Genomic DNA, 19,131 nt, shown 5'->3' on the forward strand with positions numbered 1-19,131 from the left:
AGGTCCTGGTAGAACACGGTGTTGATCCACGACAGGATCATCGCGCCCAGATATTCTCCCGACCGCATCAGGTGGTGCAGGTACGCGCGTGAATACTCGCGCGCCGCCGGACACGTGCTCCGCATATCGAGCGGCGCCGGATCGTCGGCATGTACCGCATTGCGCAGGTTCACCGGTCCGGCCCACGTGTAGGCGAGCCCATGCCGGCCGTTGCGGGTCGGCAGAACGCAATCGAACATGTCGATGCCGCGACGCACCGCTTCGATCAGATCGAGCGGCGTGCCGACGCCCATCAGGTAGCGCGGCTTCTCCTGCGGAAGAAACGGCAGCGTCGCATCGAGCGTGGCGAGCATCAACTCGTGCCCCTCGCCCACCGCAAGCCCACCGACCGCATAGCCCTGGAGATCCATGGCCACCAGCGCCTCTGCCGAGCGCCGCCTCAGCGCTTCGTCGGTGCCGCCCTGCACGATGCCGAACAGCGCTTGTCCCGGCCCCGCGCCCCCGCTCGCCCGTTGCGCCAGGAACGCGTTCCGCGACCGCTCGGCCCAGCGCAACGACAACTCCATCGCGCGCTCGACTTCTTTGCGCTCGGCGGGGAGCTCGATGCACTCGTCGAACTGCATCTGGATGTCGGAGCCCAGCAGGCACTGGATCTCGATAGATCGTTCCGGCGTCAGCATGTGCCGCGATCCGTCGATGTGCGACTGGAACATCGCGCCGTCCTCGGTGATCTTCCGGATCTTCGACAGGCTCATGACCTGGAAGCCGCCGGAGTCCGTCAGGATCGGTTTGTCCCAGCGCATGAAGGTGTGCAGACCGCCGAGCTTGGCGACCCGCTCCGCGCCCGGCCGCAGCATGAGGTGATAGGTATTTCCGAGCAGAATATCGGCGCCGGCATCGCGAACCTGTTCCGGATAGAGCGCCTTGACGGTCGCGACCGTCCCGACCGGCATGAACGCCGGCGTGCGGATGACGCCGCGCGGCGTCACGATTTCGCCGCGCCGCGCCAGGCCGTCGCGCCCGAGCGAGCGATAGTGAAATGTCGTGCTGTCAGTCATTGTAGTCCTTGTCGTGAGTGGGCGCGCCTGGCGCTTGTGCGTCGAGGGAGGCGCGATAGCGAATGCACCCGCGCATGAATTTCTCCCAGGGCGGAACGGCGATGGCGGGATCGGTTTTCTCCGGCAGCAGTCCCCAGAGCGCAGGATGATGCCAGCAGAGATCGTGGCCCGTGCTGTCGCGATGCTCGCGAATTCCGGCACGCAGCTTGCGCACCTCGGCGATCAGTCCCGCCCGGTCCATCGCCTCCAGATCGTCATCCATGATCTGCCTCCTGAAACAGCTTCATGGCCGCCGATATGGCAGATTGAGACGCGCCCGGATAGGGCGGAACGAATAGAGCAGACCGGATAGCGCACGTGCGTCGCTTGAACACGCCCCCGCCCATCCCCAGCTAGATGAGGGTTCACAGGAAAGCGGGCCGTCATGCGAAATCTCCGCTTTTTGGGTCTTGCTTTCCTCGCCGCACTCTCCCCGCCCGCGCTCGCGCAATCGTTTACCGGGACGCGCATGCCCTATGACGCGTTCGACCGTCTCCCCGCGAACCCCATCAATATCGGCAAGGCCCGCCTCGACGTTGCATTCGCTCCTGGCAAGCTTGCGCTGCCCCATCAAGAGATCCTGGAGTGGATCGCGAAATCGGCCCGCGCCGTCGCCGTTTACTACGGACGTTTCCCGGTCGACCGGGCTCGCATCCTCATCGTCCCGGTCGACGGGGCCGGGGTGAACGGTGGACAGGCCTTCGGCTATCGTGGCGCCGCGATCCGGCTGATGGTCGGCAGCGACAGCACCAAGGAGAGCCTCGTTCGCGATTGGAAGGCCGTGCACGAAATGGTGCATCTCGCGCTCCCGGATGTCGACCAGCAACACCTTTGGCTGGCCGAGGGAGTAGCGGTGTATGTCGAGTCCATCGCGCGCGCACAGACCGGCGACCTGCCCGCAACGAAGATCTGGGGCGAGTTTGCGCGCGATATGCCCAAGGGCCTTCCGGAAAGCGGCGATCGTGGTCTCGACTTCACGCCGACCTGGGGACGCACCTACTGGGGCGGGGCCATTTTCTGTCTCGAAGCCGATGTCGAAATACGCAAGCGCACGGACAACAGGCTCGGACTTCAGGACGCGCTTCGCGGCATACTCGCCAAGGGCGGCAACCACGAGCAGGATTGGCCGATCGAACGCGTGTTGGAGGTTGGAGACGCCGCGACCGGCACGTCCGTTCTGTCCGACCTGTACGAGAAGTCACGCGCGCAACCGGCCGCCGCGGACCTTGCCGGCATCTGGCGCGACCTCGGCATCGCCGCCGCTGATGGGCGCGCGACGTTCGACGACACGGCCAAGCTGGCGCAAGTCCGGAAGGCCATCACAGCGGCGCCGAAGCAGACGCCTCCCCTGTAGGCTCCGCCCGGAACAGCAGCGACGCATCGCCGTACGAGTAGAACCGATACCCCGACGCAACCGCGTGCGCATAGGCCGCCTTCATCGTCTCGAGCCCCGAGAAGGCCGACACGAGCATGAACAGCGTCGAGCGCGGCAGATGGAAATTGGTCATCAGCACGTCGACGGCGCGGAAGCGATAGCCCGGCGTAATGAAGATCGCGGTGTCGCCCGCGAAGGCAAGAACGCGGCCGTCTAGCGACGCGGCGCTTTCAAGGATGCGCAGCGACGTGGTCCCTGCCGCCACGATCCGCCCGCCGCGCGCCCGCACCGCATTGAGCGCATCCGCGGTCGCAGCCGAAACCTCGCCCCACTCGGAATGCATCTTGTGGTCGGCCGTATCGTCCGCCTTGACGGGGAGAAACGTGCCGGCCCCCACATGCAGCGTCACGAAATGCCGCGAAATCCCGCGCGCATCGAGCGCAGCAAAGAGGTCCGGCGTGAAATGCAGCCCCGCCGTGGGCGCCGCCACCGCGCCTTCGCGCGCGGCATAGATCGTCTGATAGGTGTCGCGGTCGCGCGCATCGGGCGCGCGCCGCCCGGCGATATAGGGCGGCAGCGGCATCGACCCGACACCCTGGATCGCCAAATCGAGATCGGGCCCCGATAAGTCAAACGCCAACTCGACTTCGCCCGCGTCGAGCTTGTCAGACACGGTCGCTTCGAGCGCGGACATGAGGCAGGCCGTGTCCGTCTCCGCGCCGAACCTCAGCCGGTCGCCCACGACCAGCCGCTTGGCGGGACGCGCCAGCGCGCGCCAGCGGCAGTCGTCCACGCGCCGCAGCAGATTGAACGACACGCGCGAGGCGACCCCGCTGCGCACCCGCACGCCGTCGAGAGCCGCCGGGATCACGCGCGTATCGTTGAACACCATCGCGTCGCCCGGCCTGAGCAGGTCCGCGAGGTCCCGCACCACCCGGTCCTGAAAGGCAGGCGAGCGCATCGGATCGACCACCAGCATGCGAGCACTGTCGCGGGGCTCGGCCGGATGCAGCGCAATACGGTCTTCGGGAAGATCAAACTCGAAAAGGTCGGTTCGCATGGCGGCTCTCATAGCCCCAATCGACCGGTCTCAGGAACCCCCGCGACAAGGCAGCGTTTATTCAGCGCACCCTTTGTCCGACCGTGGAGCGCCGCAGTGTCCGATCCGAACAAGCCGAAACGGCAGCCGACCGACCCCGATCCGCACACGCCGCCCGAACCGGTCCGCCATGACCCGACCGAAGCCCCTGTGCCTCCGCCGGACGATCATCCGCCCGAACCCAGGATCGAACCTCCCCCCGGCTCCGAACAGCCGCCGAAGTGGGCCTGAACATCTCTTCCCCTCCCCCGTCCTTACGGGAAACGCGGGGTGAGCAAGCTCTTCCCCTCTCCCGTTCTCACGTCCATGCGGAGCATGGCTCCGCCATGACGAGAGGGTCAGGGTGAGGGGCAGAAAGAGATGGTGAGGGGCGGAAGAATCGCATGTGAGCGGCAACAGAACCGCGCGAAGGTTCGAACCGCGTGAGCCGCTAGCCCCTGATCGCCGCCGCGATGGAGGCCACGGCCGCAATCAGCCAGGACGCGATCAGCAGGCTTCCCCCCGCCGGCGCCGCCATCGGAAACAGCCGGTCGCCGAGCAGCACCCGCGAGCTGACGTCGCCCGAAAACAGCGCCACCGCCACGAGCATCAGCGATGCGGCGCCGAGCAGCACCGAGGGCCACGGCGTCCCGCCCGCAATCGCCGTCAGCGCCACGGCGCCGACCCCATGCAGGATCAGAAACAACGCCGCCGTCGCCAGCGACGGATCAGCCGTTCGATGCGCGGCGACGGCCGCCAGCGCCACGCCTACCGCGCCCATCAGCGCTCCGATCCCGACATTCCAAAGCGCCCACGATCCTGCCGTCATCGTCGCCTCACTGTTTCGCCGCCTTCCAGCGGAGTGAACTTATAGATAGCGCACCATCAGCGCGCCCACGAAGGCGAGCGCCGCCCCGATACCACGCCCGAGTGTGACCTCCCGCACCGCCAGGCCGAACATCCCGAAATGATCGAGCGCCAGCCCGGCGACCACCTGCCCCGCGATCGCCAGCGCGATCACGGCTCCAATGCCGAGCGTCGGCGTCAACACGATGGTGATGGTGACAAAAATCGCGCCCAGCACGCCGCCGAGATACAGGAGCGGCGGAAGCGAAGCGGCTTCACCCCAGGCCACTTGTCCGCGCGCAACCACGAGCGTCACTGCGAGCAGGCAGAGCGCGCCGACCACGAAGGACAGCGTCGCCGCGCCCAAGGGATGACCGAGCCGTGACGCGGCGATGGCGTTGAGTGGCGCCTGCACGGAGATCATGGCGCCGGCCAGAAAGGCCAGCGCGGCGAGCCCGAGAGCTTGCAGTGACATGAGCTTTCCCATCCCGGCGATCACGCCGCGTCGGCAGCGACCTTCACCGACACCATCTTATCCGGGTTCTGCACCGGCTCGCCGCGCTTGATCTTGTCGACGTTGTCCATGCCTTCGATCACCTTACCCCACACCGTGTACTTCTTGTCGAGGAACGAGGCGTCGTCGAACACGATGAAGAACTGGCTGTTGGCGCTGTCGGGCGACGATGAGCGCGCCATCGAGCACACGCCACGCACATGCGGCTCGGCATTGAATTCGGCCTTGAGGTTCGGAAGCTTCGAGCCGCCGGTGCCGCTGCCGTGCGGGCATCCCGTCTGCGCCATGAAGCCGTCGATCACGCGATGGAACACGACGCCGTCATAGAACCCTTCGCGCGCGAGCTGCTTGATGCGCGCCACGTGGTTGGGCGCCAGATCCGGGCGCAATGCGATCACGACGCTGCCCTGCGTCGTCTCGATGATCAGGGTGTTTTCGGCATCTGCGATATCGGCCATTGAAAAAGCTCCAGTGGATGTTGAATGGAAAAGGACGGCGACCGGTGCCGAGGCTCCGCCGCCAGGACGTGAAGTCAGGTGCGCGAACGCGCGCTCAGGGTGCGCCGTTCGCCATGTACATCTTCACGATGACGTCCGGCCTTGGCGGCGGTTCGCCTTTCGCGATCTGATCGACATGCTGCATGCCGTCGACGACTTGCCCGAACACGGTGTACTGCCCGTTGAGATGCGGCGCGTGCGCGAACGTAATGAAGAACTGGCTGTTGGCGCTGTCGGGATCGCCCGTGCGGGCCGCGCCCAGCGTACCGCGCTCGAACGCCTGGCCCGAGAATTCGGCTTTGAGGCTCGGATACTTCGAGCCGCCGCCGCCGGTACCCTGCGGATCGCCCGTCTGCGCCATGAAGCCCGGGATCACCCGGTGAAACTTGAGGCCGTTGTAGAAGCCTTCGTTGACCAGCATCTTCACGCGCTCGACGTGCTTGGGCGCGAGGTCGGGCCGGAGACGGATCGTGACCTTGCCGGTCTTGAGCTCCATGATCACCGTGTTCGAAGGATCGTCGGCCGTCGCGCCCGTCGTCACCATGCTGCCGGCGCCGGCTGCGTTGGCGGCGGGAACCTGGCCGATCTGGGGAGCGCTGTTGCTGCCGCCGCATCCTGCGAGGCAGAATGCCATCGCCAGCGAGGCCAGAATCTCGATCGATCGCATGCGCGCTCCCTTGTCCTATATCGTGTCTTTTTATCGCGGCGGCTTCGCGAGCCGCCATTTCGCCCTTATGGCCCGCCCGCCCGTCCCGGGCAACCGACACACCCGCGCCCGGCAACCTGCCCGGGGACCTAGGCGGTTTTAGACGGGACTGTCCCGTTTGGCCTTGTTCGCGAGCCTAAGCGCCACGCCCTTGGACACGAACGGCGTCACGTCTCCGCCCAGCACGGCGATTTGGCGCACGAGATTGGCCGCGATATGCCGGACTTCGGGCGACGCCGCCACAAACACCGTCTGCACGGACGGGATCATCTGCCCGTTCATGTTCGCCATCTGCATTTCGTAGTCGAAATCGGTGCCGTCGCGCAGGCCGCGAAAGATGACGCTCGCGCTGGCCCTCTGGGCGGCCGACACGGCAAGGTCGGAGAACGTGACGATCTCGATCGGAATGCCGGCCGAAGCCGCGATCGCACGGGTCTCGCCCTCCAGCATCTCGACGCGCTCGTCGTTGTCGAACAGCGGCGCCTTGGAAGGATGGATGCCGATGCCGATCACGAGTCGGTCGACGAGACGGCTCGCCCGCTCGATGATGTCGGTATGGCCGTGCGTCACGGGATCGAACGATCCTGAGTAGAATCCGGTCCTGGTCATGGGTCACTCTAGCCGGGTGCGCCCGCCAAATTCAACATTCCGCCGCTGCCCCTCCGGTTGGCGGAACGCGCCTCCCGCGTCATAGTAGCTCATGCAACGATAGCTGGGAGGAGCAGATGGCTGCACGTAACACTTTGATGAAAGTTTCCGTTCCCGCCGTGACGGCCTTCGCCGCGCTGGTCCTAATGGTGCCGGCCATGGTCGCGCCAGCCGAGGCGAAGCCAGCCAGCTGCGTCACCAAGCATGGCTCGGCCACCGGCATCACGCGCGATTTCGCGGAGTACGAGGCGTTTCTGATCATCCGCCAGGTCACGGGCAACTGGCCCTTCGAGACCGACACCTTCTCGAAGCCGGTCTACAAGTGCTCGAGCGACGGCGCCCTCTGGACCTGCCGCGCCTCTGCCCAGGTGTGCAAGAGCTGACCCGGCGCCCAAGCGGCGGCCACCCGCCGCCCAATTTGTTATACCGAACATCGCAACACGGAGAGACGTTCATGGCCCGCCGCCTCGCACTCGCACTTGGACTTCCCGCTTTGGCAGCGTTGGTCTTGATCGCCGCGTCACCTCCCGCGAACGCAAAAGATATCGTGTGCGCCGCAGGCCAGGTCTCCGTACCGGACGATCGGGAAGAAGGTGGCAATCTCTGCGTCTCTCAAGCCGAATGGGACAAGGCAAAGGAGATCTGCGCCAAGCACGCGGCCAAGAATGATGAGATCGACCCGTCGTTTTGCATTTGCCAGGACGGCGACCAGGCCGGAGCGTGCGGCGACTAGCAGCCGACGCCCCGCCTCGCCCGCATCCGCAGTTTAGGAATTGGTATCCCGCACGCCCGAAGCCGCCGACACCGCTTGTCCCAGCCGCTCGGCGAGCGCCTTTGCCGAGTAGGGCTTGCGGACCACCGGCACCGCCCGCAGGTGGTCGGGTATAATGGTATCGTCGCCAAATCCCGTCGCGAACACGAACGGAATTTTCCGGCGCAACAGCTCGTCGGCGACCGCGAACGAGTTCTCCATGCCGAGATGCACGTCGAGCACCGCAGCGTCCGGCGGGCCGCGTGCCAGCACCCCCATCGCCTCGGGCGCCGTCGCCGCCGTCTCAGCGACAGCGCCGTGTTCGGCAAGCATCGTTTCCACGTCGATGGCAATGACGAGCTGATCTTCGAGCACGAGCACCTTAAGTCCCGCAATGCCGTCGCACGTGGCCGGCGCAGACGTGATCACGCTGTCCGCGCGGCGCCGCGAAGCGACATAAGTGACGAACTTGATTGGAATAAGAAAACGCGCGGAAACGCCGGAAGGATGAAACGTCAGCTCGCTTTCGCCGCCAAGATCGAACGGCACGCTGCGGTCCACAAGCACCATCCCGAAGCCGCTGCGCAAGGGCTTCCCGACGAGAGGCCCGCCCTCTTCTGTCCAGAGCACCTCGCATCCCCGATCCGCCGTGATCGACCAGCGCACCGTGAGGCGGCCGCTCTCCGACGAGAGCGCGCCGTATTTCGCAGCGTTTGTCGCAAGCTCGTGAAACACCAGTGCCATGACCGAGTAGGCACGGGAGTCGAGCCCGATATCCGACCCCTCGAGTTCGACGACTGTCGCGCCACCGGAATACGGCGTCAGCTCCGCGTCGAGCAGGTCCTTCAGATTCCCACCGCTGTCGCTCCGGATGACCTGATCGTGCGCGAACGCCAACGCCATGATGCGGCCTTTGAGCGAGTTGACGTACTCCTCGAGGCTCCGGCTGCCATCGACCGGTTGCGAAACGAGCGACTTGATGAGCGCCAGGATGTTCTTGACGCGATGGTTCAATTCTTCGTTGAGCATCTTATGGCGCAAGTCAGCCTTGCGCCGCTCTTCGGCCACCAGCTCCGTCTGGCGCATGACCACTTCCAACAGCGCCGTCCGCACGGCATCCGCGCAATCGCGATCCGTCTCCGACCACGGGCGCGACCTGCACTCGACCGTTTCCTTCCAGATGGCGAAGCTTTGTCGCGGCGTCAGCCGCTCACCATGCGGCCCCGTTTGGTAGACCTTATCCGGATTGCCGGCCCACGCGACGGTCTCGATCATCTCCTTACGGAAGAACAGGAGATAATCCCTCGGCATATGCGAAATCGGCACGGCCAGCACGCCGGAGACAGCGGCTCGATATCCTGACGCGCTCGGCACATGCGCGGAAAGGCCGGACGTCGCCCACACCTTTCCGTCGCTGAGAGCGCCGATCGCGCTTGCCAGCGTCGCAATTTCGCTCGCGGGTGGCACCGACCCGTGCGGCGCCCAATCTCCATCGATCCACAACCCGACCCCGTCGGAAGGAATGAGGTTCGAAAAAATCGAGACGCGGCTTTTCAAAAACGCGGTGATGTCTTCGTGGTGAATGACGTCGCGCAGCACGCCGTCGAGCGCTCTGCGGGTCATCCTCGCGGCATCGAGCTTCGACTTCTGGATGAGCGCCTCGAGGTGCAGCGAGAAAAAGTCGCCGAACATTTCCGCACCGACCCGGTCCGCCATCGCCAGCGCGCGAGGCGTGTAATGATGACACGCGATCAGGCCCCACAGCTCTCCGCCGACAATAATGGAAATCGACATCGACGCCGCCACGCCCATGTTGCGGAGATATTCGCAGTGGATCGGTGAAACGCTGCGCAGATGCGCAAAACTGAGATCGAGCGGCTCGCCCAGATCGTCGAGTTCCGGTTCGATGGGCACACGCGCACCACCCGCATCCGAGATCACCCGAATGGTGTTCTTGATGTAGAGTTCGCGCGCCTGCCGCGGAATATCGCTCGCCGGAAAATGCTGCCCAAGGAAGCTTTCGAGATCGGTCCTCTTGCTTTCAGCCATCACCTGGCCCGACCCATCGGCCGCAAACTGGTAGATCATGACCCGGTCGTAGGAGAGCAGCGCGCGGAGCAGCCTTGGCGATTGCCGGATCACATCGTCGACGGCCTGCAGCGGCTTGAGACGGTTGATCAGCGTCCGCACGAGTTCGAGCGGTTTTCCCTGCCGGCCGTTCGGCGACCGCTCGAGTTCGACGATCGCGTTGCCCTTCCATCGATGTACGGCAACGTCGAACACTTGGCCCGCGTCGTTCTGCAGTCCCATCACCAGGGCGGGGCGCGACCCCTCGGGCGTGGCGGCGAGCGCGTTTCTGAGATCGTGCGCGCCCCGGTTGCCGAACACCTCCTCGAACTTGAGGCCAATGAGGTCACCGCAGGAGAGGTATTCGGACGCGTTTGTGGAATGACGGCGGATGCTGCGGAATTCAGCGTCGAGGGCCACGAGACAGCCATGCGGCTGAATGCTGCCGGGAACGTGGATCGGCTCGCGATCGCAGTTCGTCAGGTTTACCGCGTCACGCCTCATCGTCGTCCGCTTTGAGAAAGGAAAGCTTTGCCGCCTCGAAAACCGCGTTGGCCGCCGAAACGGCGGCGCGCAGTTCAAGCCCCTCGGCCGTTTCAAGCAACGCCTGAAACCCCCGCCAGGTTTCAAACCCGGCTGCCTGCTGGGCGAGATGGCGCGCGCCGAAGGTGGCGGTCAGCCCCAGCTTCTGGGCGTCGCGGTAAAGCAGCCGGGCGCCGAGCGAGGAGCCTTCGAGCACGTACAGCACCCCGAAAGCACCGCTCCGGTCCATCCCGCCAATGGGGCGCACCGCTTCGAGCGGTGCCGCGCCAACGTCGCCCAGGTCATCGTGGAGGCTTTGCGCGATCAGGGTCGGCCGCCAATCCCCGAACAAGGCCGGCCAATCGAGACTCGAAAGCGCGGATTCGTACGGGGCCCTGAAGGCATGCATCCCGCGCAGGTAGCGAACGTAGGACGCGCGCGAGCCCAAGGCGCCGACGACGGTCTCGAGATCGGCGTGCTGCTTCGCCGTCTCCGAACGCAAGGCGCTGCGGCGCGAGCAATTTTCCGTCGGCGTCATGGTCAAGAGCTATACCCGCCCACGCGTTGCCCGCAAGAAAAGACCGCAAATCGTGACGGCCGCCAAAAGCAGACGAGCCGCAGCGGCCGCCCGGGCGGCCGCCCACCCGATCCAGAGACCGCTAGCCGGCCTCCGGCTCTGCAGCATCGACCTCCGACCCGTCGTCCGGGATGCGCTCGACCGAAACGACCCGCTCCTCGGCATCCGTCTTGAAGATGCGCACGCCCTGCGTGTTGCGCCCCGCGATCCGGACATCGTTGATTGGGCAGCGGATCAGCTGCCCGCCGTCCGTCACCAGCATGATCTGGTCCGACCCCTCGACGGGGAACGACGCTCTCAGGTTGCCGTTGCGCTCGTTGACAACCATGGCGACGATGCCTTTGCCGCCGCGCCCGCTGGTCCGATATTCGTACGATGACGTCCGTTTGCCGAAGCCGCGCTCCGACACCGTAAGCACGGTCTGCTCCTTGGCGGAAAGCTCCGCGTACCGCTCGGGAGACAGCTCGGCCGTAGCGTCCTCACCCTCCTCGATGTCTGGCTCCACCGCCTCGACCGCTTCGGTCTCCTCGCCGCCCTCGCTGCGGCGGATCTGCGCCGCCTGCTTGAGATAGGCGACGCGCTCGGCCGGCAGCGCCTCGACGTGCGTGAGGATCGCCATCGAGATCACTTCATCGCCGTCGTCCAGACGGATGCCGCGCACGCCCGATGAGTCGCGGCCCTTGAAGAGACGCACCTCGTCCTTGATGAGGAAGCGGATGCACCGCCCTTGGGCAGTCGTGAGCAGCACGTCGTTCTCGGGAGACGCGATCGCGACCGAAACGATGCGGTCTGTCTCGCCACCCTCCTCGGCGTCGAACTTCATCGCGATCTTGCCGTTGCGGTTGATGCTCTCGAAATCCGTGAGCGCGTTGCGGCGCACGCCGCCGCTCTTGGTGGCGAAAATCAACTCGAGGTTGGCCCAGGTGGACGTGTCTTCCGGCAGCGGCAGGATCGACGTGATGACTTCGCCTTGCGCCAGCGGCAGCAAATTGATCAGCGCCTTGCCGGACGCCTGCGGCGTGGCCGCAGGCAGACGCCACACCTTCATGCGGTAGCACATGCCGCGCGACGAGAAGAACAGCACGGGCGTATGCGTCGACGTGATGAAAATCTGGGTGACGAAGTCCTCGTCGCGCGTCGACATACCGGAGCGGCCCTTGCCGCCGCGCCGTTGTGCGCGATAGGTCGAGAGCGGCACGCGCTTGATGTAGCCCTTGTGCGAGACCGTGACGACCACGTCCTCGCGCTGGATCAGGTCCTCGTCCTCGAGCTCGCCTTCGAGATCGACGATCTCTGTCTTGCGCGGCGTCGCGAACTCGGCCCGGATCTGCGACAGCTCGCCCTTGATGATGTCGATGATGCGGACACGCGACGATAGGATCGCGAGATAGTCCTTGATCTCCTCGGCGATCTTCTTCAGCTCGTCGCCGATTTCGTCGCGGCCCAGCGCCGTCAGGCGTGCGAGCCGGAGTTCGAGGATCGCCTTGGCCTGCTCTTCGGAAAGCTTGTAGTCACCGTCCGCCGTAAGTTTGTGCCGCGGATCCGCGATCAGCTCGATCAGCGGCGCCATGTCCTTGGCCGGCCAGAAGCGTTCCATCAATTGCGCCTTGGCCTCGGCCGGAGACGGCGAGGTGCGGATCAGCCGGATGACTTCGTCGATGTTGGCGACCGCGATGGCGAGACCGACCAAAACGTGGGCCCGGTCGCGCGCCTTCGTGAGCAGGTGCCGCGTCCGCCGCGTCACCACCACCTGGCGGAACGACGTGAACGCCTCGATGAAATCGCGCAAGTTGAGCTGTTCGGGCTTGCCGCCGTTGATCGCCAGCATGTTGGCGCCGAACGTCGTCTGCAGGTCCGAGTAGCGCCACAGCTGATTGAGCACCACGTCGGCGATCGCATCGCGCTTGAGCTCGATGACGATCCGCATGCCTTCGCGGTTGGTCTCGTCCCAGATGTCGGAGATGCCCTCGACGCGCTTTTCGCGCACGAGGTCGGCGATCTTCTCGATCAGCGTCTTCTTGTTCACCTGGTACGGGATGGCGGTGACGACGAGCGCTTCGCGGTCCTTGCGGATCTCCTCCACTTCGACCTTGGCGCGCATGATGATCGAGCCGCGGCCCTTATGGTAGGCCGCCAGCGCACCCTGCCGCCCGAGGATCAGGCCGCCGGTCGGGAAATCCGGACCCTGGATGATCTGGGTCAGATCCTCGACCGTCGTCTCCGGATTTTCCAGCATCAGCATGCAGGCGTCGATGACTTCGCCGAGGTTGTGCGGCGGAATGTTCGTCGCCATGCCGACGGCGATGCCGCCGGCGCCGTTGACGAGCAGGTTCGGGAACTTCGCCGGCAGCACCACCGGCTCGAGCAGGCGGTCGTCGTAGTTGGCCTTGAAGTCGACGGTTTCCTTGTCGAGGTCGTCGAGCAGATACTGCGCGATCTTGGCGAGCCGGGCCTCGGTGTAGCGTTCGGCCGCCGGCGGGTCGCCGTCCACCGAGCCGAAGTTGCCCTGCCCGTCGATCAGCGGCACGCGCATGGAGAAGTCCTGCGCGAGGCGCACGAGCGCGTCGTAGATCGCCAGGTTTCCGTGCGGATGGAAATCGCCCATCGTGTCGCCCACCACCTTGGACGACTTCATGTGCTTCTTGTTCCAGTCGAGCCCGAGGCGCTGCACCGCGTACAGGATGCGCCGGTGCACGGGCTTCAGGCCGTCGCGCACGTCGGGCAGCGCGCGCGAGATGATCACGCTCATCGCGTACTCGAGGTACGAGCGCTTCATCTCGTCTTGGATGAGAATGGGGCGGATGTCGCTCGGCCCCGAGGCGCCGGGCCGGTCAGTGGGTGCGTTCAAAGCTGATGTCCTGAGAAGCCTGCAACGGCGCGAAAGCGACCATTCTGCGGGCACGGTTAGTCGTCGCCCCGAGTTTAGCCGGACACACCCCCCAACCGCAATGCGCCAGCACCTCTTGGGGGCTTATGTCACTGGGTTTTCGGCACCTTTCGTCGGGAATATGCCTGTGTACGGCGCAGGCTCTGCCGCGAACCGGCCAAAAAGTCGCGGTTGGGTGATGGAACGCGCTTGAAAGATTCGCGGTACCTCCCACGTCTTAGTGCGCTTTCTTCACCTCCAGGGAAAATTGACCCCATGAAACATCTCTCGCTTCTAGCCGCCGGCCTTCTCGCGGCCGCCCCCCTCGCGGCCTCGCTCGCACGGGCGGACACCACGTTCGTGCCGGCGCAATCCGAGAGCGAGTACCTCGCCAAGGACCACCTGATCGGCGCCAAGGTGCACGGTGCCGAAGGCACCATCGTCGGCGACGTCGAAGACCTGATCGTCAATGACCAGAACCAGGTCGTCGGCGTCGTGATGGGCACCGGCGGCTATCTCGGCTGGTCCGAGAAGAAGGTCGGCGTCAGCCTCGACTCGCTGAAGTTCGAAGAGAAGGACGGCACGATGTTCGTGTCGCTGCCCGATCTGACCAAGGCCACCATCGATTCCGCGCCGGAGTTCCAGCGCAAGAAGCCCGCCAAGTCGCTGTTCGACCGCGCCAAGGAAAAGGTCGACGAGTTCTCGGACAAGTCCAAGCCGCAGATTGACGATGCGAAGCAGAAGGCACAGGAAGCCCTCGACGCCGCCAAGAAGGCTGCCGGCCCCGCACTCGAGAAGGCGAAGGAAGCCGTCTCCGGCGCCATCGACTCGGCCAAGGAAGCTGTCGGCACCACCACGCCAACCGCACCAGCGCCGCCTGCTGATACGCCGCCCGCCAACCCGACGCTGCCCGCCGAGCCGACGACTCCCACGCCGCCGGCACCCTAAAGCCTCGCACACGTCGCATCTAGCGAAGGCCCCATCTCTCGCCCCGGCGAGAGATGGGGCCTTTTTTTACATCCAAGCTTTCGGCGGGGGTGAATCTCGCTTAAACACGAAGGCACGGAAACATCATCGGCGGGAGAGAACCGAATTGGCAGCAGGAAACACGGCGAACGTCGTGATCATCGCGATGTCTTTCAACATCGCGCTCACGTTCGCGCTGTTTGCAACCGCTGCATGGTCGGGATCGTCCGCGCTGCTGGCCACTGCGATCCAGTGCCTGATCGGCGCATCGAGCCAAGCCATGGTTTTCTATGGCTTGTCGCACTCCGCGCGCAACTCGACCTCCGCGCGTCACCCGTCACCACGCACCGCCGGAACGCAAGCCAACGAAATCTCATTCTGGAGCTTTGGCGTCGCGGTGCTGCTGTTCTCGCTCGGCGCCGGCATCGCCATCTACGACGGCGTCGCCAAGCTCGCCGATCCGCTGCCTAACAAATACGTCCACATCGCCTATGCGGCGCTCGCAGCGGCCTTCATCGCGCACGCGGTGACGGCGCGGCTGGCTGTGAAGCAGCTCACCCCGGCCGTGCCGCGCACGACAGGGACGGCGCGCGCCGCGCAAGAACCGGCAGCGAGCACGGTCGCCATCGAAAGCCTGGCCGGACTGCTCGGCGTCATGATCGCGGGTGCCGGCATCGCCATTTCGGACTGGCTGTCCGTGCCGATGGCCGACGGTTATGCGGCCATCGCGATCGGCCTGCTGCTGGGCGTCGTCGCGGCATTCATGTCGCTCGAAATTCGCAATCTGCTGATCGGCGGCACGCATGTGGAGACCCGCCTCGGGCTCTCCGCGGACACCGAATCGCCGTTCTTTATCGAGGACGCGCCGACCGGCGATCCCTCGCGCGGAGCAAACTCTGTTGCAACCTCGTCCGCGCGAAGCGCCCCCAGCACTCAAGCCCCGTCTCGCCCGACGAGCGGTCCCGCCTCGGATCCGGGCCGCCCCCTGAGCCGCAAGGAACGCAAGCGCCACAAGGGCAAGCGCTAGTCTCTCATAGTTCTGAAGGAGAAGGCGGTGGTGACATCCCTCGGCTCGGGTGGCGATACGCCACCTTCAAACCTCTCAATTTGAACGACGTCCGACTAAACCCGGACGCGCGCCGGAGTGATCGTCCGCCAGTGCCGCTAGGCATCCACAATCTGGAAGCGCTTCTCCAACCGATCCATCCGAGCTTCCAGCCGATCGATGCGCCTATTGATGCCGCCGATCCCCTCTTCGACATGCGACATCCGCACCTTGAGATCGTGAACGTCTGCACGCACCAAATCCAACTTGGCATCAATCTCGCGGAGATACCGCAGTATGATGTTATCTGGCTCGCTCATAGACGTACTTTATGAAAACATCAGACGATTGCCTAGAGCCGCCACGCTCCCTCCCCCGTCCTGGGAGAGAGAGAGCGACCTCGTTTCCAAACGTTTTATGGGCCACCCGCCGGTTACCCCTCTAATTATCCACCAAGCCCCCCTCTCCCTCTAGCGGGGAGGGGCGCCGCATCCGGCGCGCAAATCCTAGAACGGGATTTCGTCGTCAAACGGCTTGTCCATGCCGCCGCCGCCGCCCTTCGAGCCGCCGCCACCGCTGCGCGGCGCGCGTTTCGTCTCGCTGCTGCCGCCGCCGAAGCCACCGCCGCTGCTGCCGCCACCGAAGTCGCCGCCGCCGCCGTAGTCGGCCTGGCCTTCCTGCATGCCGCCGCCTGAGCCCTGACGTCCGTCGAGCATCGTAAGCGTCCCATTGAAACCCTGCAGAACGACCTCAGTCGAGTAACGGTCGTTACCCTGCTGGTCCTGCCATTTGCGGGTTTGAAGCTGTCCCTCAATGTAGAGCTTCGCGCCCTTCTTCACGTACTGCTCGACAACCTTGCAGAGGTTCTCGTTGAAGATGACGACCGAGTGCCACTCGGTCTTTTCCTTGCGCTCGCCGCTGTTCTTGTCCTTCCAGGACTCGCTCGTCGCGATCCGCAAGTTCGCGATCGGACGTCCGTCCTGCGTGCGGCGGATCTCGGGGTCCTTGCCCAGATTTCCGACCAGGATCACCTTGTTGACCGAACCGGCCATGTCGCGTCTCCTTGTTGTGCGTTGCCAGGCGCTCGCGGGCAGACCTGGCCGATGGGCAGCCGCATTCCCGCGCGGGGTCAAGCGGCCCGCGACGTGCGACTCAAGTTGCAGCACCCTACCCGCATCGCTGGGTGGCCGGGCAAACGGTGCCGCGCTTATCCAAGCCTTTTTCAATTTCCCGCACGTGTGCGCGGGGTTTAGGTGCCGAAGTTCGGACGTCCTGTTCGCCATCCATCACATGTCAAAACGACGAAGCGACGGCGCAGTTCCCGTTCCGTTCTAGTCTATTTCGCCGTTGACCACAACAGCCGCTCAACCGCCCCGCACCGCGTCGGCCGCGCCGGAGAGATCCTTCATCACCTTGGGCAGGACGGTCTTCGACGCCGCACACGCATCGTCCTTGAGCCGGTCGAACACGGCCACCAGATCGCCCCGGAACTCCTGCCGTTGCGCGCGCCGCGCCACGCCCGTCGCCACTGCGCCATTGCTCCAGCGCGGCCGGCACTGCATCCGCACGAGAAACTCCGTGATCCGGGGACCATATTGCTCCGGCGCGGAGTTCGTGCCCGCGCCGACAAGTCCCTGCCACACGACGGCATCCGCGGAAGAGGACCATGCTGCCGCGTCGCTCACCGCCATCAGCGGCTGCATCAATTCGCTCACCCGCGCTTTCGCGCGCCGGCTCTGGATCCTCTCGAGGCTCGCCTTGAAGTCGGCCGCGTCAGCGTCCGTGATGGCGTCCATCTTGAGGCCGGTCAAATCCGCGATGCCCTCCGGGTCGGCCTGCGGCGGCACGGTCATCCAGACCTTCGCCTCCCGCATGTCTGCGCCCGTCATGCTGGCGCCGACAAGATCCGCCCCGCGCAGCGAAGCCCGGAACAACACCGCGCCGTCGAGCTTGGCGTCGCGCAGGTTGGCCGCGTTGAGATGCGCGTAGGCCAGCACCGCCGCCGTGAGATCGGCGCTCGAAAGATCCGCGCCCGTGAGATTCGCCCCGGTGAGGTCGGCGCCCTGCAGGTTGGCGATCAGGAAATTCGCGCCCTGCGCCTGCACGCCCCCGGTCATGTCCGCCTTGTCGAGCCGGGCCGACGAAAAATTCGCCCCCTGCAGCACCGCGTACGGCAGCGTCGCGTTGTCGAGTTTGGCGTCGACGAACTTGGCCCCACGCAGATCGGCGCCGGTCATGTTCGCGCCCTCGAGACGCGCACGCGTGAAATCGGCCCGCCGCGCCGTGGTGCAGTTCGCGGCCACCCGGTCTTCGGTCATCACGAGTTGGGTCGGGTCGGCGCATTGCAGCCAGCTCCCCCGCAGATCGGTCCCCACCAGCGAGGCCCCGCGCAGATCGCTGCCGGTCAAGTCCGCCTGATGCAGGTCGGACCGGTCGAGCTTCGCGAAACGGAGATCGCGGTCGCGGAGCGAAAGGCTGGGTTCGCCCGGAGCCTGGTCCCGGTCGACGACGAGATCCGTATCGACCACCACGAGGTTGCGCTTGAACATCCCGAGCAGCGACCCGTCGGAGCCGAACGTCAGGAAGGGAACGGTGTATCCGGCCACATAGCGCGGCGCCTGCCCGGCCTCGTCCTCGTTGTTGAAGCCGAGCACCTGCTGCGCGAAGCGGTCCAGCCGTTCGCCGGGAATGGTGGCGATGAAGAACGAAACCGCCCACACGAACAGCAGCACCAGGATCGTCGCGACGAAGCTCACCGGATGCGAGGCCGTCGTGCGCATGAAGGCCTGCGCGAACGAAGTCTCCGCCCGCATCATGAACACGCCGATGGAAATCAGCATCGCGATATCGACCAGCAGCGCGATGCGGTGCGTCCACGTGATGGCTTCGTCGTGATAGGGCAGAAACACGACCTGGATGTAGAGCAGCAGCAGCACCGGCAGTACGGCCAGCGTCAACCACGTCATGCCGTGCAGGAACGCGCTCATCACGCGGCTGCGATAGGGCCCCGCGATCGCCTGCACGAAGAAGAAGTTGTTGAGCTCGAGCCGCAACGGATGCGTGCGCCGGTCCGTCGCCTCGAGCAGGCGGATCGCGTAGTCGAACTCCAGAGTTTCGCGCGCCAGCAGCGCCAGTTGCGAGACCAGCCCCAAGTGCATCAGCACGAGCACGATGGGCGCGAACTGGAAAAACTGCGCGAGCTGGATGTTGACCTGGAGGATCGGCAGCGAGACCGGCGTCTCGAGCAGCAGATCCTTATGCGTGACGCCGGCCACCGCGATGACGAGATAGGCGAGGATGGCGAGGAAGATCAGCCAGCCCGTGTGGGCCGTGTCGCTCGAGTGGTTCACCGCCTCGAGCAGGCTGTACGGGTTGACGGGCGTTTCCCCCTCGGGCGCGCCACGAGCCAAATCCGTCATTCGGGTAGCCCTCGATACTGTACGGGTACTGACATGGCGGGCATTAAAGGAGAAAGTGTGTCCCGAGGCCAAGGCGCGCGAGCGTGCCGGGCCACACTTTCGAACAGAACAGTGGCCCTTGAGCCGCAAGTGAAGTTCGACCGCATCATTGAGCCGA

General features: G+C 65.2%; 20 protein-coding genes. 6 read left to right on the plus strand and 14 right to left on the minus strand.

What is annotated here, in order from left to right:
• On the minus strand, positions 1–1,058 hold a 1,058-nt coding region (gene tgt / locus ACTIFK_RS04265), incomplete at its 3' end, for a tRNA guanosine(34) transglycosylase Tgt (RefSeq protein WP_439541803.1).
• Positions 1,051–1,320: a hypothetical protein gene (locus ACTIFK_RS04270; protein WP_439541804.1), complete on the minus strand. Its 270-nt coding sequence runs from the start codon at positions 1,318–1,320 to the stop codon at positions 1,051–1,053. The genes tgt and ACTIFK_RS04270, both read right to left, overlap by 8 nt.
• Positions 1,321–1,482: 162 nt before the next feature.
• On the opposite strand from ACTIFK_RS04270, the gene ACTIFK_RS04275 reads away from it, so the two are divergent.
• Positions 1,483–2,451: a hypothetical protein gene (locus ACTIFK_RS04275; protein ID WP_439541805.1), complete on the plus strand. Its 969-nt coding sequence runs from the start codon at positions 1,483–1,485 to the stop codon at positions 2,449–2,451.
• Here ACTIFK_RS04275 and queA read toward each other — a convergent pair.
• A complete protein-coding gene (gene queA / locus ACTIFK_RS04280) occupies positions 2,417–3,532 on the minus strand; it encodes a tRNA preQ1(34) S-adenosylmethionine ribosyltransferase-isomerase QueA (protein WP_439541806.1) in 1,116 nt (371 codons plus the stop codon). The two genes, ACTIFK_RS04275 and queA, sit on opposite strands and share 35 nt — an antisense overlap.
• Before the next feature lie 96 nt (positions 3,533–3,628).
• Here queA and ACTIFK_RS04285 point away from each other — a divergent pair, with 96 nt between their 5' ends.
• On the plus strand, positions 3,629–3,802 hold the full coding sequence (locus tag ACTIFK_RS04285) for a hypothetical protein (protein WP_439541807.1): 174 nt from the start codon (positions 3,629–3,631) through the stop codon (positions 3,800–3,802).
• A 199-nt stretch (positions 3,803–4,001) separates the two neighbouring features.
• Here ACTIFK_RS04285 and ACTIFK_RS04290 read toward each other — a convergent pair whose 3' ends face one another.
• From ACTIFK_RS04290 to coaD, 5 genes are all read right to left on the minus strand, one after another.
• The gene (locus ACTIFK_RS04290) at positions 4,002–4,379 is read right to left on the minus strand and encodes a DUF423 domain-containing protein (protein ID WP_439541808.1); all 378 of its coding nucleotides are present in this window, start codon (positions 4,377–4,379) and stop codon (positions 4,002–4,004) included.
• Positions 4,380–4,418: 39 nt separating this feature from the next.
• A complete protein-coding gene (locus tag ACTIFK_RS04295) occupies positions 4,419–4,871 on the minus strand; it encodes a DMT family transporter (protein WP_439541809.1) in 453 nt (150 codons plus the stop codon).
• Between the two features lie 20 nt (positions 4,872–4,891).
• Positions 4,892–5,368 (minus strand): peptidylprolyl isomerase, encoded by a 477-nt coding sequence (locus ACTIFK_RS04300; protein ID WP_439541810.1) that lies wholly within the window; start codon positions 5,366–5,368, stop codon positions 4,892–4,894.
• A gap of 94 nt (positions 5,369–5,462) precedes the next feature.
• Positions 5,463–5,951 carry a peptidylprolyl isomerase gene (locus ACTIFK_RS04305; protein WP_439542072.1) on the minus strand — a complete coding sequence of 163 codons (489 nt, stop codon included), beginning with the start codon at positions 5,949–5,951 and terminating at the stop codon, positions 5,463–5,465.
• 261 nt (positions 5,952–6,212) lie between these two features.
• Positions 6,213–6,722: a pantetheine-phosphate adenylyltransferase gene (coaD, locus tag ACTIFK_RS04310; protein WP_439541811.1), complete on the minus strand. Its 510-nt coding sequence runs from the start codon at positions 6,720–6,722 to the stop codon at positions 6,213–6,215.
• Between the two features lie 116 nt (positions 6,723–6,838).
• Here coaD and ACTIFK_RS04315 point away from each other — a divergent pair, with 116 nt between their 5' ends.
• The gene (locus tag ACTIFK_RS04315; RefSeq protein WP_439541812.1) at positions 6,839–7,144 is read left to right on the plus strand and encodes a hypothetical protein; all 306 of its coding nucleotides are present in this window, start codon (positions 6,839–6,841) and stop codon (positions 7,142–7,144) included.
• 71 nt (positions 7,145–7,215) lie between these two features.
• Complete coding sequence (locus tag ACTIFK_RS04320) at positions 7,216–7,494, plus strand: hypothetical protein (protein WP_439541813.1); 279 nt, start codon at positions 7,216–7,218, stop codon at positions 7,492–7,494.
• 33 nt (positions 7,495–7,527) lie between these two features.
• Here ACTIFK_RS04320 and ACTIFK_RS04325 read toward each other — a convergent pair whose 3' ends face one another.
• The 3 genes from ACTIFK_RS04325 to gyrA form a co-directional block, all read right to left on the minus strand.
• Entirely contained in the window at positions 7,528–10,083 is a 2,556-nt protein-coding gene (locus ACTIFK_RS04325; protein WP_439541814.1) for an HWE histidine kinase domain-containing protein, read from the minus strand.
• A complete protein-coding gene (locus ACTIFK_RS04330; protein ID WP_439541815.1) occupies positions 10,073–10,645 on the minus strand; it encodes a biliverdin-producing heme oxygenase in 573 nt (190 codons plus the stop codon). The genes ACTIFK_RS04325 and ACTIFK_RS04330 overlap by 11 nt, the downstream gene beginning before the upstream one ends.
• Before the next feature lie 115 nt (positions 10,646–10,760).
• Entirely contained in the window at positions 10,761–13,526 is a 2,766-nt protein-coding gene (gene gyrA, locus ACTIFK_RS04335; RefSeq protein ID WP_439541816.1) for a DNA gyrase subunit A, read from the minus strand.
• Between the two features lie 294 nt (positions 13,527–13,820).
• Here gyrA and ACTIFK_RS04340 point away from each other — a divergent pair, with 294 nt between their 5' ends.
• Together ACTIFK_RS04340 and ACTIFK_RS04345 are read left to right on the plus strand one after the other, a co-directional pair.
• Positions 13,821–14,492: a PRC-barrel domain-containing protein gene (locus tag ACTIFK_RS04340; protein ID WP_439541817.1), complete on the plus strand. Its 672-nt coding sequence runs from the start codon at positions 13,821–13,823 to the stop codon at positions 14,490–14,492.
• A gap of 145 nt (positions 14,493–14,637) precedes the next feature.
• Positions 14,638–15,537: a cation transporter gene (locus ACTIFK_RS04345; protein ID WP_439541818.1), complete on the plus strand. Its 900-nt coding sequence runs from the start codon at positions 14,638–14,640 to the stop codon at positions 15,535–15,537.
• 137 nt (positions 15,538–15,674) lie between these two features.
• Here ACTIFK_RS04345 and ACTIFK_RS04350 read toward each other — a convergent pair whose 3' ends face one another.
• From ACTIFK_RS04350 to ACTIFK_RS04360, 3 genes are all read right to left on the minus strand, one after another.
• A complete protein-coding gene (locus ACTIFK_RS04350) occupies positions 15,675–15,875 on the minus strand; it encodes a hypothetical protein (RefSeq protein WP_439541819.1) in 201 nt (66 codons plus the stop codon).
• A 186-nt stretch (positions 15,876–16,061) separates the two neighbouring features.
• A complete protein-coding gene (locus ACTIFK_RS04355) occupies positions 16,062–16,607 on the minus strand; it encodes a single-stranded DNA-binding protein (protein ID WP_439541820.1) in 546 nt (181 codons plus the stop codon).
• Positions 16,608–16,919: 312 nt separating this feature from the next.
• Entirely contained in the window at positions 16,920–18,974 is a 2,055-nt protein-coding gene (locus tag ACTIFK_RS04360; RefSeq protein ID WP_439541821.1) for a pentapeptide repeat-containing protein, read from the minus strand.
• Between the last annotated feature and the right edge of the window lie 157 nt (positions 18,975–19,131).

The organism is Hyphomicrobium sp. (assembly GCF_051860585.1).
Lineage (GTDB): Bacteria > Pseudomonadota > Alphaproteobacteria > Rhizobiales > Hyphomicrobiaceae > Hyphomicrobium_C.